Raw genomic sequence first — 14,086 nt, 5'->3', positions numbered from 1 at the left:
ATCAGGTAGAGGTTTAAGGTTATGGCGCACGCAGCCACCCACGACCACCACGATCACCACGGAGCCCCGAAGGGGTTCTTCCAGCGCTGGGTGATGTCCACCAACCATAAGGACATCGGCACGCTGTACCTGATCTTCTCGCTGACGATGTTCTTCATCGGCGGCGCCTTCGCGATGGTCATCCGCGCGGAGTTGTTCAAGCCGGGCATGCAGCTCGTGCAGCCGTATTTCTTCAATGAAATGACGACGATGCACGCGCTGGTGATGATCTTCGGCGCGATCATGCCGGCCTTCGTCGGCCTGGCCAACTGGATGGTCCCGCTCATGGTCGGCGCGCCGGACATGGCCCTGCCGCGCATGAACAACCTGTCGTTCTGGATTCTCCCGTTCGCGTTCTTCATGCTGCTGTCCACCCTGTTCATGCCCGGTGGCGGTCCTGCTGGCGGCTGGACGATGTACCCGCCGCTGTCGCTGCAGGGCGAGTCGGTGGCCTACGTGATCTTCGCGATCCACCTGATGGGCATCAGCTCGATCATGGGCGCGATCAACATCATCGCGACCATCCTCAACATGCGCGCGCCCGGCATGGACCTGCTGAAGATGCCGGTCTTCGTCTGGAGCTGGCTGATCACGGCGTTCCTGCTGATCGCGGTGATGCCGGTGCTTGCCGGCGCGGTCACCATGCTGCTGACCGACAAGTACTTCCACACCAACTTCTTCAACGCCGCCGGCGGCGGTGACCCGGTCCTGTTCCAGCACATCTTCTGGTTCTTCGGGCACCCCGAGGTCTACATCATGATCCTGCCGGCATTCGGGATCATCTCGGAAATCATCCCGACCTTCGCCCGCAAGCCGATCTTCGGCTACCGCGCGATGGTGTTCGCGATCGCTTCCATCGCCTTCCTCTCTTTCATCGTCTGGGCCCACCACATGTTCGCCGTGGGCCTGCCGATGGGCGCGGAGATCTTCTTCATGTACGCGACGATGCTGATCGCGGTGCCCACGGGCGTGAAGGTCTTCAATTGGGTGTCGACGATGTGGGGCGGCTCGATGACCTTCGAGACCCCGATGCTGTTCTCGATCGCCTTCGTGATCCTGTTCACCATCGGTGGCTTCTCCGGCCTGATGCTCGCCCTGGCTCCGGCCGACTTCCAGTACCACGACACCTACTTCGTGGTGGCGCACTTCCACTACGTGCTCGTGACCGGTGCCGCGTTCTCGATCATGGCCGCTGCGTATTACTGGATCCCGAAGTGGTCGGGTCACATGTACAGCGAGACCTGGGGAAAGATTCACTTCTGGTCCAGTGTGATCTCGGTGAACGTGCTGTTCTTCCCGCAGCACTTCCTTGGACTGGCGGGCATGCCCCGACGCATCCCGGATTACAACGTCGCCTTCGCGAACTTCAACATGATCAGCTCGATCGGCGGCTTCTGGTTCGGCGCCTCGCAGCTCATCTTCCTCGGCGTGATCATCCACTGCGTGTTCTTCTCGAAGAAGAAGGCGGCGGATCGCTCGTGGGAAGGCGCCAAGGGTCTCGAGTGGACCGTGCCGTCGCCGGCTCCGTTCCACACCTTCGACGTGCCGCCGGTCATCCATGACGACGAGCTCGCCCACGGCAACACGGACCACTGATCGATGCAGGACAAGACGGACATCGAGATGGCGGCGCGCCTCAAGCGCGCCCGCGTCACCGCACTGATCGCGGGCGGATTCGCGGTCGCGGTGTTCCTTCTCTCGATCGTGCAGATGCTGAAGGTCTGAGCGGCTAAACCAAGCGACATCCACGGGAAACCACCATGGGTCACCAGCAACAAGACGTTTACTACGTACCGAGCAAGAGCTACTGGCCCATCGTGGCGGCGATCTCCATGTTCGTCACCGTGTACGGTGCCGCGCACTGGCTGAACTCGCAGCCCGGCGACAGCAGTGCCTTTGGCAAGCCGCTCTTCTGGATCGGCTTCGTCATGATCCTTGGCATGTTCTTCGGTTGGTTCCGCTCGGTCATCCGTGAATCGATGGCGGGAAGCTACAACGGCCAGGTGGACCGCTCGTTCCGCATGGGCATGATGTGGTTCATCTTCTCCGAAGTGATGTTCTTCGGCGCCTTCTTCGGTGCGTTGTTCTACGCACGCATTTTCTCCGTGCCCTGGCTGGGCGGCGAAGGCCACGGCGTGCTTACCCACCAGTTCGTCTGGCAGGGTTATGAAGCATCGTGGGGCGCGAACGGCGGTGGCGGTCCGCAGAAGATCGGCGGCTCGTTCCAGACCATCGCGGCCTGGGGCCTGCCCTTGCTGAATACGTTGATCCTGCTTTCGTCCGGTGTGACCATCACCATCGCGCACCATGCGTTGAAGGCCGGTCACCGCAAGGCACTGCTGATTGGCCTCGGTGCGACCGTCCTGCTCGGCTGCTGCTTCCTGTGGTTCCAGGCGCACGAATACGCCGAGGCGTACGAGCACTTCAACCTCACGCTGGGCAGCGGCGTTTACGGCGCCACGTTCTTCATGCTCACCGGCTTCCACGGCATGCACGTGACCCTCGGCACGATCATGTTGGCGATTATCTGGATCCGCTGCGCGAAGGGCCACTTCACCAAGGACGACCACTTCGGTTTCGAAGCCGTCGCCTGGTACTGGCATTTCGTCGACGTGGTTTGGCTGGCGCTGTTCCTGTTTGTTTACGTGCTTTGATCTGACGTAAGAGCGCTGCCATGTGAATCGAAGAACCCGCCGTGAGGCGGGTTTTTTGTGGGCGCTGTCAGGTCTTTCGGCGCTGGAGCGCTGCACCTTCACGTCCGCATGGGCAGCGCCCACTGACCGCGCTGCGTCCGCATGCCGATGCTTCTTTCAGCGCAGCCCGCGCGGAAAAAGGAGCGGTTATGAATCACGGAAATGCGAGGTGTGCGCCATTGACGCATGTGCGCCAATGGCGTACTTTTGTCGCGTGATCTTCGTAGAGACGCCTGCTTTCACCAGGCAGATTACGGAGTTGCTGGAGGATGAAGACTACGCGCGGCTTCAGGGCTACCTCGCGCAGCACCCCGATGTCGGCGATGTGATGGAAGGTACGGGCGGACTGAGGAAAGTCCGTGTCGCCATGGCAGGGCGCGGCAAAAGTGCTGGGGCCAGGGTGATTTACTACCACTTCGTGCCGCACTCCCACATCGCGATGCTACTGATCTTCGCCAAGAACGAACGAGAAGACCTTGCGCCGGAACATCGCAAGGCGCTTCGAAAGATCATTGAGACCTGGAAGCGAGGCTATGAGCAAATTCTTTGAAGACCTGATGAAAAGCGTCCAGGAAATGGACGGAATCCTCAAGGGTGAGCGCCAGCCATTCCGTGTGTTTCACGTCGATCCCGTCGCGGTCAAAGCACTTCGCGAAACCACGGGCCTCTCCCAGTCGAAGTTCGCGCTCCTGCTCGACGTTGACGTCGGTACGCTGCGGAACTGGGAGCAGGGGAGGCGGGCGCCGACGGGGCCGGCCCGGGCTCTTCTTCGTGCCATTCACAAAGACCCCAAGCACGTGCTTGCGGCGCTGGCCTGATGACAGGTGAGCGGGCCTACTCGCCCGTCGATTGAGAATTTGGTTCGTCGCCGCGGTCACGTGTTAGTTGCCAGATCCCCGCGACGACAAGGATTCCGTCTATTCCTGCGAGCCAGACGCCGAATGCGACACGTTGGTACATTGCAGGTGCGAGGCCAGCGTATCCAACGAGGAACAAGGCCATGAACAAGGCACAGACGTAGGGCCGCCGACCACGGGTGAGGAGGGCGCCGACCGCCATCGCGGCTGTGATGCCCCAACCGGTGAGTAGTGCCGGTGAGGCGTCGTGAAAACTCTTCAGCGCTGCCGCGTAGCGGCTGGGGAAGATGCCGAACGTCCCTTCCAGGCCCGTCACGATGACCGAAAGGCCCAGCCAGGCGACCGGAATCAGCGCGAGGAACAGCGCGCCAGGCAATGGCTTGTTTGTTTCGGAAGTCATCCCTGGTTCCCCCCCCCTGTAGCTAGTCCACGGCACCAAATGCCGCACCGCGCCTTGGCCCCCCGGCCATGCGCGTTAGAATTGGCCGACCCCATGGGGGTGCAGCCAGCCCATGAAGATGCCCAGTGCGACCATAGCGATGAGCAGCAGCGACAGGCCAATGCGACGGGTAAGCGCCCATACCGTGCGTTTGCTCTGGCCTTTGTCGGTCATCATGAAGAACAGGGCCTGGCCAAGGTTGAAGAGCACAACCAGCAGCAGGATCACCAGCGCGTACTTATAGATGGTTTCCACGTGACCGTTCCGCCTGATATCGACAATCCGAGTATAGCGGTGGCCGCGGGGCGTCTGGCATGACCTTCTTGCGTCGTCCGACGTGGTTCGCTGTCGCACTCACCATCGTGGGCGTGCTGGTGTTCGTGCGCCTTGGCATCTGGCAGCTGGACCGCGCCGACGAGAAGGACGAGCTGCTGCGGCGCTACGCCGCATCTGCCGCTGCCGCCGTGGAAGACTTCGGCATGATCGCCGACGCACCGCCGGTGGATCGCTACCCGCGCGTGGCCCTGCACGGCCAGTTCGTTCCCGGACACACCTACATCCTCGACGACCAGACCCACGCGGGGCAGGTGGGCATCCATGTCTATGTGCCGTTCTCGCCGCATGGGCAGGTGCCGTACGTGCTGGTAGATCTCGGCTTCCTCGCCAAGGAAGCCGGTGCCAATCCGCGCCTTCCGCCGCTGCCCCAGGGTGAAACGACGATCCGTGGCCTGTATGTACCCTCGCCAGGTGTCGGTGTCCGGCTGGGAGGCGATCGCCTCCCGGAGCAGCACACGCCGGAAAAATCGATGGTATACGTCGACCTCAAGGAGATCGGCGCCGACACCGGCCGCGCCCTGTATCCTCGCGTGCTGCTGCTCGATGCCGACCCGGCCAGTATCTACTCGCGTGACTGGACGCCCGGCTTCATGCCGCCGGCGCGTCATCGCGCCTACGCCTTCCAGTGGTTCACCTTCGCGCTTGCCGCGGTGGTGATCTTCGTCCTCCTGCATCGCCAGCGACGCCCGAAGCGGCCCGAGCAACCATGACCGATCCGAACGTCTCCACGAAGAACATCCGTAGCAGCCGCATCAAGCTGGTCCTGATCATGCTGGTGTTCCTTGCACCCATCATCGCCGCGGGCCTGCTGACACTCAGCGGGTGGCAACCGGAAGGCAAGGGCAACGGTCGGCCGATCGTTCCCCAGCGCAGCGTCAACGACGTGCGCGTGGACGTCGACGGCAAGCCGTGGGTATGGCGTGACAGTGAGCCGCGCCTGACCCTCATTGCCCTGCCGGGCCCGGGCTGTGCCGACCATTGCCTGCAGACGCTGGCGCTGATGCGCAACGCGCGCATCGTGCTCAACGCCAATGCGGACCGCCTGCGTTTGCTCTATCTCGGAGCGCCGCCGACCGCACCGGGTGCTGACGGCGTCATGCCGTCGTGGAAGGTGGGTAGTGACGGCAGCAATACCTTTGGCGAGTTCCGTCCGACCGAGCCGGATAGCGTGTCCGCCGTGCTCATCGAGTCCAACGGCACCGCGCTGTCCTTCTATCCTGCCGGTTTCGATCCGAGCGGTCTGCGCAAGGACATGCAGAAGGTGATCCGCTGATGCCGCCGCGTACCGTGAAGATCCTTCGAACGCTGGGTTTGCTGGCTGCGCTGTTCGCATTCTGCATCGTGATGTTCGGTGCCTTCGTGCGCCTCTCCAACGCCGGTCTGTCGTGCCCGGACTGGCCGACCTGCTACGGCAAGGCGAGCTGGCCCGGCCATGCGCAGGACATCGCGCAGGCGAACGAGGCTTTCCCTGATCGGCCTTACGAAACCCACAAGGCATGGCGCGAGCAGGTGCATCGCTTCCTCGCCGGTGGCCTTGGTTTCATGGTGCTGGCCATCGCGCTGATCTCGGCGTGGCGTCGACGCATGGCCGTGATTGCCGTGCTGCTGGCCGCAGCCTTCGCCGTGGTCGGCGTGGTCATGTACATGCGCGGCGAGCATGTCGTGTCTTCGTTCCTTTCCGCCTTCGCTATCGCACTGCCGTTGCTTGCGGCGGTAACGCTCGACAGGCCCGGTGCGTGGAAAATCGGCGTAGCTGCTCTGGCGGTCATCATCTTCCAGGCCATGCTCGGCATGTGGACGGTGACCCTGCTATTGAAGCCCATCGTGGTGATGGGCCATCTGCTCGGTGGCCTCGCCACATTCGCGCTGCTGGCCTGGGCCGCAATGCGCTGGTGGCGCGTAGGCACGCCGGACGATCGTTTCACCGCGCTGCGTGCGCCGGTGAGTATCGGCATCGTCGTGCTGGTCTGCCAGATCGCCCTGGGCGGTTGGACCAGTTCGAACTACGCAGCGCTCGCCTGCGGTACCGACTTCCCGAAGTGCCTCGGCCAGTGGTGGCCGCAAACCGATTTCCCGCAGGCCTTCGTGCTCTGGCGGGGTATCGGTGTGAACTATGAAGGCGGGGTCCTCGACATGGCCGCGCGCAGCTCGATCCAGCTCGCGCATCGCATCGGCGCGCTGGTGACGTTCTGTTACCTCGCGTGGCTGTCGCACAAGCTGGCCCGAGCGGGCATGCGCAGGGTCGGCATCGCCATTGGCGTGGTGTTGATCGCCCAGGTCCTTCTCGGTATCGGCAATGTGCATCTCGGCCTGCCGCTGCCTGTCGCCACGGCGCACAATGGCGTGGCGGCGCTGCTCCTTTTCACCCTGCTCGCGGCCCTGGCCAGCACGCAGCGCCTGCCCGCGACGACGGAGTCACTGTGAGCATCCTCGGCCAATATTACGAACTGACCAAGCCGCGCGTCGTCGCGTTGCTGGTCTTCTGCGCCGTGATCGGCATGTTCCTCGCCGTGGACGCTTCGGGCCAGCGGATCCTGCCGACGTGGCATGCGGCAGTGTTCGGAACGCTCGGTATCTGGCTGGCGTCCGCCTCCGCAGCGGCGTTCAATCATCTGATCGACCAGCGTATCGACAAGATCATGGCGCGCACCTCGCATCGCCCGCTGGCCACCGGTCAGCTCACGCCGATGCAGGTGTTCGTCTTCGCGATGTCGCTCGGCATCGTGTCGATGCTGGTGCTCGTGTTCCTGGTGAACATGCTCACCGCGGTGCTGACCTTCTTCTCGCTGATCGGCTACGCGGTGATCTACACGGCGTACCTCAAGCGTGCGACGCCGCAGAACATCGTGATCGGCGGTCTTGCCGGTGCGGCACCCCCGATGCTCGGCTGGACGGCAGTTACCGGTTCACTACACCCGTACGCGCTGCAATTGCTGCTGATCATCTTCGTCTGGACGCCGCCGCATTTCTGGGCGCTGGCGATTTTCCGGGTCGACGACTACTCGCGCGCCCAGGTGCCGATGCTGCCGGTGACCCACGGCGTGGTGTACACGCGTTGGCACATCCTGTTCTATACGATCCTGCTGTGCGTGGTGACCCTACTGCCGTTCTTCACCGGCATGAGCGGGCTGATCTACCTGTTCGGTGCCGTGATCCTGGGTGCAGGCTTCCTCTGGTACGCGATCCGCATGCTCAATCCGCCGGATGAGCTGTTCGCCATGAAGATGTTCAACTATTCCATCGTCTACCTGATGGTGTTGTTCGCCTTCCTGCTAGCCGACCACTGGCTGGTCGACCCGATGGTGCAGCCGGCGTTCCGCCTGGAGCCTGTCGTTTAGGGCATCGCCGCTGAAGCGGCTCCCACACAGGGCACCGCAGACATGCACAGGACGCCGCAGACATGTGGGAGCCGCTTCAGCGGCGATGCTCTACAGCGCGTCCCGCAACCAGCCGGCAACAGCTTCCGGCCGCTCCAGGTGCAGATGATGCCCGCCGTCCATACGGGTAACGGCAATCTGCTCCACGCAGTCGATCCGCACCTGCAAGGCTTCCGGCTCCAGATACGGCGGATGCGGTATCGCCAGCAGCAGTGACGTCGGCGCTGCGAGCCCCAGCAACAACGACATCACCTGCGTCTCGGCAAGGCGAATGGCCGTCGGCTTCGACAGGCGCGGATCACTTCGCCAGCTAAAACCGCCTTCCACCTCACGCAGGCCGCGCTCGACGATATGCCGGGCGAGCGACGCATCCAGCCCGCTGGCCAGGGCGCGGGCACGGGCGGCATCATCGATCGACGGAAAGATGCGCAGCGGTCGATCACCGGTGTCCTTGATCGCCAGGGCATCCCGAAAACGGTCGAGCGTGCGCGAGCCATCATCACCGAGCGGACCCAGACCCTCGATCAGGGCCAGGGCACGAATGCGCTCCGGCGCAGCGATCGCGACCATCGTCGCTACGCCGGCGCCAAGCGAATGGCCAAGCAGGTGGAAGCGCGGTAGCGCGAGCGCGTCGACGGCGGCCAGGACGGCGCGGGTGTAATCGGTGTGCTGATAGATCGTTCCCGCAGGCAGATGACCGGAGTGACCATGGCCTGGCAGGTCGAGTGCGATGACATGGAAGCGCTCGGCCAGTAGCGGCGCGAGCAACGCGAAGCTCGCCGCGTTGTCGAGCCACCCGTGGATGAGCACCAGCGGCGGCGCGTCCGGCTCGCCCCAGGCCAGGCCGCACAGCTCCAGGCCGGGAACGGAAATACGCAATTCACGCATCGTCACGCACCTGCCGGGCGCGCTCGCGGGCGGCCGCAAGGCGGCGGGCGGCATCCGCTGCGTCGTAATCATCGGCCATCTCGGGCCAGCCCTGGGTATGCCGGAGCACGAGATCGGCGATCGTCCCGACCTGCCCCGGAGTGTCATTGAGGCAGGCGATGTAGTTCAGTGTCTGACCACCGGCTTCCTTGAAGAAGTCGGCATTCTGCATGGCGATTTCCTCCAGGGTCTCCAGGCAATCCACGGCGAAGCCCGGGCTGATCACGTCGATCCGCTTGATCCCTTTGGCGCCGAACTGCTTGACCGTTTCATCGGTATACGGATGCAGCCACCGTTCGCGGCCGACACGCGACTGGAAGCTGATCGGCGCCTCGGCCTCGGAAACGCCGAGCGCTTCGCGCAGCAGGCGCGCGGTCGCATGGCACTGGCAGAAATAAGGGTCCCCGTTGCGCACGTATCGTTCGGGAATGCCATGGAAGCTCATGAGCAACTTCTCACCGCGACCGTTCTTCTCCCAGTGCGCGCGTACGCTGTCCGCCAGGGCGGCGATATAGCCGGGTTCCGCATGGTAATCGTTGATCTGGCGCAGTTCGGGCGGCCAGCGCAGGCCTTTCACGGTATCAGCCACCGCATCGAAGACGCTGCCTGTCGACGTGGCCGAATACTGCGGATACAGCGGCAGCACGAGCAGGCGGCGAACGCCCTCGCGTTGCAGCTGGGCGATCGTTCCGGCCACGTCCGGCTTGCCGTAGCGCATGGCCAGGGCGACACGGATCGGGCCGGGGCGACGGCGGCCGAGTTCTGCCTGCAGGGCGGCGGCAAGCGCCTCGCTGCCGACCCGGAGCGGCGAGCCCTGCTCCGTCCAGATCCGTGCGTAGGCATGTGCCGAGCGCTTGGGCCGCACACGCAGGATGACCCCGTGCAGGATGGCCAGCCACAGCAGGCGCGGATACTCGATGACACGTGGATCGCCAAGGAACTGGGCGAGGTAGGGGCGCACAGCCGCGGCGGTGGGCGCCGCAGGTGTACCGAGATTAACCAGCAGCACACCAACCGAGGGCAGGGTGTCGTGGGAATAGCCGGCAAGGCCGGTATAGTTTGGCGTACCTGGCATCGGCGTCGGGCGCTCGCGGGAATTCCCGCAGTCTGCCATAGCGCGGTGTGACGCCGAAGCCGTCATGTGTATGAAAGGAGCCACGCGATGACCCCACGTCTTTCCCGCCTGCTTGTTCTCGGACTTCTCGCCTTGCTGCCCGTGTCGGCGGCGCAGGCCGCTGACCCACCGAAGGAGCAGGCCGAGAACGCGGTGCGCGTGCTGAAGGAAATCATGGATGACGCGCCGGACAAACAGCTCCCGGCCGACCTGCTCAAGAACGCCAGGGCAATCGCCGTGCTGCCGGATATGGTCAAGGGCGGCTTCGTGTTCTCGGGTGCGAAAGGCGAGGGCCTGATCTCGATCAAGAGCCCCGACGGCACCTGGTCCAACCCCAATTTCATCTCGATGGCCGGTGCGGGAGTCGGTTTCCAGATTGGCATCCAGTCAGCCGACGTCATCCTTGTATTTCGCACCGATCGTGGCGTGAATGGCATCATTGATGGCAAGTTCACCTTGGGCGCCAACGCCTCCGCGGCCGCCGGCCCGGTCGGCCGCTCGGCTACCGCGGCGACCGACGGCCAGCTCAAGGCGGAGATCTACACCTATTCGCGGGCCAGGGGTCTGTTCGCCGGCGTGGCGCTCGATGGCACCCATTTCAGCATCGATGACGACACCAACAAGCAGGTTTATGGCCCGGGCATGACGCCCCGGCGTATCTTTGAGTCGGGTGGTGTCACCAACGCTCCAGCGTACGTCGTCAATTTCCGCGACACGCTGGAGGAGTACACTAACCGCTGAATCTGAACCATCCGGCGCCGCGCAAGGGCGCCGGTCCGTCCTATCGGTGCCCTGGCGGGCGCCTGCGAGGTTTTCATGAGCATTACCCATATCGTCCTCCTGCTGCTCGTCGTCGTGCTGATCTTTGGCACGAAGAAGCTGCGCAACATCGGCTCGGACCTGGGCGGTGCCATGCGCGACTTCAAGAAGGGCATGGACGGTGACGAGGAGGCCAAGGCCGCCCGTGACCGCGAAGAGAAGCTGCGCGCGGATCCCCCGTTAACGGGCCAGGTGCCGCCGGTCCACACCGAATCCACCGAGCCGCGCGACCGCGCTCCGTGATCCCGGCGGCGCCATGATCGAGATCAGCTTTGGTAAATTGCTGCTGCTCGCGGTAGTGGCGCTCATCGTGCTCGGCCCAGAGAAGCTGCCGCACGCCGCGCGTACGGCGGGCCTGCTGATCCGCCGCATGCGCAATGGCTGGGACAACGTCAAGGCCGAGGTCGAGCGCGAGATCCAGGCCGAGGAAATCAAACGCACGTTGCGTGAGACGGCAGAAAGCGCCCGCTCGGCGCATGACAGCGTTCGCAACGAAATCCGCGGTGCCGGCCAGGACATCCGCCAGACCGGCGACCGCGTCCGTGACACCTTTACCGAAACCCAGACGGCACGGGTCGAGCCCCGGGAGCCCGACCCGGCACGTGACATGCTGCCGCTGGCCCACGGCGTGACCCCGCCGCCCACGGATGAACCGCATGACCGCAGCTGACCCTGGTCCGTCCGCCGACGACGCGATCGAAGAGGGCCTGTTTTCCCACCTGATCGAACTGCGCTCCCGGCTTCTTCGCGCCGTTGTCGTTCTCTTGCTGGTGCTGCTGGCCCTCGTGCCGGTAGCCAACCACCTCTATGCCGAGTTGGCCAAGCCGCTGGTCGAGCGCATGCCGCAAGGCGCGCACCTGATCGCGACCGAAGTGGCGAGTCCCTTCGTCACGCCGCTGAAGCTGGCCTTCTTCGTGGCCTTGTTCATCAGCATGCCGATGATCATCTACCAGCTCTGGGCCTTCGTCAGCCCGGGCCTGTACCGGAACGAGAAGCGGCTTGCGCGACCGCTGCTGGTCGCCTCGCTGGTGCTGTTCTATGCCGGCTGCGCGTTCGCCTATTTCGTTGTGATGCCGGCGGCCTTCAAATTCCTCAACGCCGTCACGCCCGAAGGCGTGGCGATGATGACGGACATCACGCATTACCTCGATTTCGTGATGCTGATGTTCTTCGCGTTCGGACTGTGCTTCGAAGTGCCTGTGGCCGTGGTGATCCTGGCCGCCATGGGCATCGTCGATGCGCAGAAGCTCAGCAAGGGACGCGGTTACGCCATCGTCGGCGCCTTCGCCATCTCCGCCTTCATCACCCCGCCGGATTTGCTCTCCATGGTGATGCTGGCCGTGCCGATGTGCCTGCTCTACGAAGTGGGCCTGCTGTCGGTGCGCTTCCTGCTGAAACCACCCGAAAGGGAGTAACACCATGGGCGTGTCGATCGGCTGGGTCGCGGTAAAAGGCAAGGACGCAGACACCGTGCTGGGTGCGCTTGAACTGGTGCGCAACGGTGAGACCACGTCGCATCCGCGCCGCGGCTACGCCATCACGCTACCCTCGGGCTGGTTCGTCGTCGTCACGCGCTTCGCATCGCCACTGATCGCCGAGGTATCGCTGCGGCCGCTGTCGCGCGGCTGCACGGTCGTCACCTGCGAGCAGGATGATCAGCAACTGGTCAGTACCGCCGCGTGCTACGTCGACGGCCTGCGCAGCTGGACGGTAGAGCACGACGGACAGCAGGACGACACGCGTCATCTCGCTTCAAAGGGCAACCTTCCGCTGGCATTCGATGCCATCCACGCGCGCATCGAAGCGTTGCAGGATGCTACTGATGCGGATCGTGAGGACGTCGACCACTTTTATTTCTTGCCGCCCGAACTCGCGCACAGCGTGACCACATTCGACGAAGCGTTGCCGGCGACTGCTTACGGCGTGGCTGCATTCGAAGGATGGACGCCGGTCGAGGCGCTGAAGCCCGGACGCAAGGCCGAGCTTCCGTGGAGCGTCCGACGGGCCATCGTGAAGGCCCGCGCAGATCGGCCTTGGTGGAGGTTCTGGTAACGCACTTATCGCCGCCGTACGTCGTTGGTTTCAGGTGCGTTGCGGGAGAAACGAGTCAGCTTGGCTACTTCGCGCCAGCCTGCCGATTCAGCGCCATCCCTTTCAGAACGTTCAACGCCTGCGACAGCGCGTAATCCTCGATAGCCAGCTTGCCATCGTCGTCGGACGCATTCTTGTCGTCCTTCGTACCTTTCTCATTAGCCAGATGATTTCGCAGATCCGCTTCCGAGCCGATCAGCTGCGGCGGTGTATCGCTCTTGTTCACCGAGAGATCGGCGAGCGCGATGTCCGGCTTGATGCCTTCGGCCTGGATCGAGGTGCCGTTGGGTGTGTAATAGCGCGCCGTGGTGATCTTGACCGCGTGGTCCTGGTCCAGCGGCAGGACGGTCTGCACCACGCCCTTGCCGAACGTGCGGCGACCCATGATCAGTGCACGATGGTTGTCCTTGAGCGCACCGGAGACGATCTCCGCCGCCGAAGCCGTGCCGTTGTCGGTAAGGATGATCATCGGCGCGCCCCTGAGCAGATCGCCGGGGTGCGCTTCGAAGTTGAGGTTGGCGTCCTGCAGGCGGCCCTTCGTTGTGACAATGGTGCCGGAATCGAGGAAAGCATCGGCGACCGCGACCGCTGTGGTCAGCAGGCCACCGGGATTTGAACGAAGGTCGAGCACCGCACCCTTCGGAGCGCCGTTCTTCGTGATGTAGTCGCCGAGCTTCTTGTCCATGTCCGTCGCCGTGTCTTCCTGGAACTGGCTCAGGCGGATGTAGACGTAGCCGGGATCGAGCTGGCGTACCTTGACGCTGGTGACGGCGATGCGCTCACGCACCAGCGGCATGTCGATCGGCTTGTCCGACTTCTCATGCAGGATGGTGAGGGTGATCTTGCTGCCGGGGTCGCCACGCAGTTTCTTGAAGGCTTCGTCGATGTTCTGGTTATCGATGACCATGCCGTCGACCTTGAGGATCGTGTCGCCCGGCTTGATGCCAGCGCGTGACGCAGGCGTGTCGTCGATCGGCGAGACGATCTTCAGCGCGCCTTCGACTTGCAATACCTCGATGCCAAGGCCGCCGTACTGGCCGGTCGTGTCCTCGTCGAGTTCGTCGAGGCCATCCTTGTCCAGGTATTCGCTGTGCGGGTCCAGGTTCTCGAGCATGCCGCTGATGGCGGCCTTCATGATGGTTTTGTTGTCGAGCTTTTCGACGTACGCCTGCCGGACAATCTGGTAGACCCGCGTGAAATTGCGGATGTCTTCGAGGTCGACGGTGTCGTCGGCCTTTGCGGCGACCGCGGCGGCGGAGGTCGAGGATGCCGCAGGCGCGTCGGGTTGCTTGAGGGGCTTCTGCTGGGCCTGGGCAACGGGAATCACCACCACGGTGCCGAGGGCAAGCGCGAGGGCGAAACGAAGGGGGTGCTGACGCATGCCTGTCTCCGGG

Annotated in this window: 19 protein-coding genes; 14 read left to right on the top strand and 5 right to left on the bottom strand. The window is 63.7% G+C overall.

Annotation, left to right across the window (positions count from 1 at the left end; genetic code table 11):
• Positions 1-21 precede the first annotated feature (21 nt).
• The 5 genes from ctaD to nadS all read left to right on the top strand — a co-directional run bounded on the left by ctaD (position 22) and on the right by nadS (position 3,550).
• Positions 22-1,635: a cytochrome c oxidase subunit I gene (gene ctaD, locus ACVWWJ_RS21220; RefSeq protein WP_159889395.1), complete on the top strand. Its 1,614-nt coding sequence runs from the start codon at positions 22-24 to the stop codon at positions 1,633-1,635.
• Positions 1,636-1,638: 3 nt separating this feature from the next.
• Positions 1,639-1,764 carry a hypothetical protein gene (locus tag ACVWWJ_RS21215; protein ID WP_456969377.1) on the top strand — a complete coding sequence of 42 codons (126 nt, stop codon included), beginning with the start codon at positions 1,639-1,641 and terminating at the stop codon, positions 1,762-1,764.
• 35 nt (positions 1,765-1,799) lie between these two features.
• Positions 1,800-2,693 (top strand): cytochrome c oxidase subunit 3, encoded by an 894-nt coding sequence (locus tag ACVWWJ_RS21210; protein ID WP_159889393.1) that lies wholly within the window; start codon positions 1,800-1,802, stop codon positions 2,691-2,693.
• A gap of 253 nt (positions 2,694-2,946) precedes the next feature.
• On the top strand, positions 2,947-3,282 hold the full coding sequence (locus tag ACVWWJ_RS21205) for a type II toxin-antitoxin system RelE/ParE family toxin (RefSeq protein WP_159889558.1): 336 nt from the start codon (positions 2,947-2,949) through the stop codon (positions 3,280-3,282).
• Positions 3,266-3,550, top strand: coding sequence for a NadS family protein (nadS, locus tag ACVWWJ_RS21200; protein WP_456969376.1), 285 nt, complete (start codon positions 3,266-3,268; stop codon positions 3,548-3,550). The genes ACVWWJ_RS21205 and nadS overlap by 17 nt, the downstream gene beginning before the upstream one ends.
• A 16-nt stretch (positions 3,551-3,566) precedes the next feature.
• Here nadS and ACVWWJ_RS21195 read toward each other — a convergent pair whose 3' ends face one another.
• Complete coding sequence (locus ACVWWJ_RS21195; RefSeq protein ID WP_159889389.1) at positions 3,567-3,989, bottom strand: hypothetical protein; 423 nt, start codon at positions 3,987-3,989, stop codon at positions 3,567-3,569.
• Between the two features lie 75 nt (positions 3,990-4,064).
• Positions 4,065-4,283, bottom strand: a complete 219-nt coding sequence (locus tag ACVWWJ_RS21190) for a twin transmembrane helix small protein (RefSeq protein WP_036139356.1) — start codon at positions 4,281-4,283, stop codon at positions 4,065-4,067.
• Positions 4,284-4,342: 59 nt separating this feature from the next.
• Between ACVWWJ_RS21190 and ACVWWJ_RS21185 the strand changes: the two genes are divergently transcribed.
• Genes ACVWWJ_RS21185 through cyoE form a run of 4 tightly spaced genes read left to right on the top strand, consistent with a single transcriptional unit; the run spans position 4,343 to position 7,702 of the window.
• Entirely contained in the window at positions 4,343-5,074 is a 732-nt protein-coding gene (locus ACVWWJ_RS21185) for an SURF1 family protein (RefSeq protein WP_456969375.1), read from the top strand.
• Positions 5,071-5,637: a hypothetical protein gene (locus ACVWWJ_RS21180; protein ID WP_159889385.1), complete on the top strand. Its 567-nt coding sequence runs from the start codon at positions 5,071-5,073 to the stop codon at positions 5,635-5,637. The genes ACVWWJ_RS21185 and ACVWWJ_RS21180 overlap by 4 nt, the downstream gene beginning before the upstream one ends.
• Positions 5,637-6,788: a COX15/CtaA family protein gene (locus ACVWWJ_RS21175; RefSeq protein WP_456969374.1), complete on the top strand. Its 1,152-nt coding sequence runs from the start codon at positions 5,637-5,639 to the stop codon at positions 6,786-6,788. The genes ACVWWJ_RS21180 and ACVWWJ_RS21175 overlap by 1 nt, the downstream gene beginning before the upstream one ends.
• The gene (gene cyoE, locus ACVWWJ_RS21170; protein ID WP_456969373.1) at positions 6,785-7,702 is read left to right on the top strand and encodes a heme o synthase; all 918 of its coding nucleotides are present in this window, start codon (positions 6,785-6,787) and stop codon (positions 7,700-7,702) included. The genes ACVWWJ_RS21175 and cyoE overlap by 4 nt, the downstream gene beginning before the upstream one ends.
• 90 nt (positions 7,703-7,792) lie before the next feature.
• Here cyoE and ACVWWJ_RS21165 read toward each other — a convergent pair whose 3' ends face one another.
• On the bottom strand, positions 7,793-8,629 hold the full coding sequence (locus ACVWWJ_RS21165; RefSeq protein WP_456969372.1) for an alpha/beta fold hydrolase: 837 nt from the start codon (positions 8,627-8,629) through the stop codon (positions 7,793-7,795).
• Complete coding sequence (gene hemH, locus ACVWWJ_RS21160) at positions 8,622-9,743, bottom strand: ferrochelatase (protein WP_456969371.1); 1,122 nt, start codon at positions 9,741-9,743, stop codon at positions 8,622-8,624. Before hemH ends, ACVWWJ_RS21165 begins: the two co-directional genes overlap by 8 nt.
• A gap of 87 nt (positions 9,744-9,830) precedes the next feature.
• Between hemH and ACVWWJ_RS21155 the strand changes: the two genes are divergently transcribed.
• The 5 genes from ACVWWJ_RS21155 (at position 9,831) to ACVWWJ_RS21135 (ending at position 12,653) form a co-directional block, all read left to right on the top strand.
• Entirely contained in the window at positions 9,831-10,523 is a 693-nt protein-coding gene (locus ACVWWJ_RS21155) for a lipid-binding SYLF domain-containing protein (protein WP_456969370.1), read from the top strand.
• Positions 10,524-10,598: 75 nt separating this feature from the next.
• Positions 10,599-10,844, top strand: a complete 246-nt coding sequence (gene tatA, locus ACVWWJ_RS21150) for a twin-arginine translocase TatA/TatE family subunit (protein ID WP_159889373.1) — start codon at positions 10,599-10,601, stop codon at positions 10,842-10,844.
• Positions 10,845-10,857: 13 nt separating this feature from the next.
• Positions 10,858-11,271 (top strand): Sec-independent protein translocase protein TatB, encoded by a 414-nt coding sequence (gene tatB / locus ACVWWJ_RS21145; RefSeq protein WP_456969369.1) that lies wholly within the window; start codon positions 10,858-10,860, stop codon positions 11,269-11,271.
• Positions 11,258-12,016 (top strand): twin-arginine translocase subunit TatC, encoded by a 759-nt coding sequence (tatC, locus tag ACVWWJ_RS21140; protein ID WP_159889369.1) that lies wholly within the window; start codon positions 11,258-11,260, stop codon positions 12,014-12,016. The genes tatB and tatC overlap by 14 nt, the downstream gene beginning before the upstream one ends.
• Before the next feature lie 4 nt (positions 12,017-12,020).
• Positions 12,021-12,653 carry a hypothetical protein gene (locus tag ACVWWJ_RS21135; RefSeq protein WP_456969368.1) on the top strand — a complete coding sequence of 211 codons (633 nt, stop codon included), beginning with the start codon at positions 12,021-12,023 and terminating at the stop codon, positions 12,651-12,653.
• 64 nt (positions 12,654-12,717) lie between these two features.
• Here ACVWWJ_RS21135 and ACVWWJ_RS21130 read toward each other — a convergent pair whose 3' ends face one another.
• On the bottom strand, positions 12,718-14,073 hold the full coding sequence (locus ACVWWJ_RS21130; protein WP_456969367.1) for a S41 family peptidase: 1,356 nt from the start codon (positions 14,071-14,073) through the stop codon (positions 12,718-12,720).
• Positions 14,074-14,086 lie beyond the last annotated feature (13 nt).

It is taken from the genome of Luteibacter sp. HA06 (genome assembly GCF_054061215.1).
Note: the sequence above shows the minus strand (reverse complement) of the source record. Positions and strands in the feature narration are given on the sequence as shown.

Coding starts and splice junctions, on each gene's coding strand:
- ACVWWJ_RS21135 (WP_456969368.1), top strand. CDS start 12,021: ATGGGCGTGTCGATCGGCTGGGTCGCGGTAAAAGGCAAGGACGCAGAC.
- tatA (WP_159889373.1), top strand. CDS start 10,599: ATGAGCATTACCCATATCGTCCTCCTGCTGCTCGTCGTCGTGCTGATC.
- ACVWWJ_RS21130 (WP_456969367.1), bottom strand. CDS start 14,073: ATGCGTCAGCACCCCCTTCGTTTCGCCCTCGCGCTTGCCCTCGGCACC.
- ACVWWJ_RS21215 (WP_456969377.1), top strand. CDS start 1,639: ATGCAGGACAAGACGGACATCGAGATGGCGGCGCGCCTCAAGCGCGCC.
- ACVWWJ_RS21180 (WP_159889385.1), top strand. CDS start 5,071: ATGACCGATCCGAACGTCTCCACGAAGAACATCCGTAGCAGCCGCATC.
- ACVWWJ_RS21210 (WP_159889393.1), top strand. CDS start 1,800: ATGGGTCACCAGCAACAAGACGTTTACTACGTACCGAGCAAGAGCTAC.
- ACVWWJ_RS21175 (WP_456969374.1), top strand. CDS start 5,637: ATGCCGCCGCGTACCGTGAAGATCCTTCGAACGCTGGGTTTGCTGGCT.
- ctaD (WP_159889395.1), top strand. CDS start 22: ATGGCGCACGCAGCCACCCACGACCACCACGATCACCACGGAGCCCCG.
- tatB (WP_456969369.1), top strand. CDS start 10,858: ATGATCGAGATCAGCTTTGGTAAATTGCTGCTGCTCGCGGTAGTGGCG.
- nadS (WP_456969376.1), top strand. CDS start 3,266: ATGAGCAAATTCTTTGAAGACCTGATGAAAAGCGTCCAGGAAATGGAC.
- ACVWWJ_RS21185 (WP_456969375.1), top strand. CDS start 4,343: ATGACCTTCTTGCGTCGTCCGACGTGGTTCGCTGTCGCACTCACCATC.
- ACVWWJ_RS21155 (WP_456969370.1), top strand. CDS start 9,831: ATGACCCCACGTCTTTCCCGCCTGCTTGTTCTCGGACTTCTCGCCTTG.
- ACVWWJ_RS21195 (WP_159889389.1), bottom strand. CDS start 3,989: ATGACTTCCGAAACAAACAAGCCATTGCCTGGCGCGCTGTTCCTCGCG.
- tatC (WP_159889369.1), top strand. CDS start 11,258: ATGACCGCAGCTGACCCTGGTCCGTCCGCCGACGACGCGATCGAAGAG.
- hemH (WP_456969371.1), bottom strand. CDS start 9,743: ATGCCAGGTACGCCAAACTATACCGGCCTTGCCGGCTATTCCCACGAC.
- ACVWWJ_RS21165 (WP_456969372.1), bottom strand. CDS start 8,629: ATGCGTGAATTGCGTATTTCCGTTCCCGGCCTGGAGCTGTGCGGCCTG.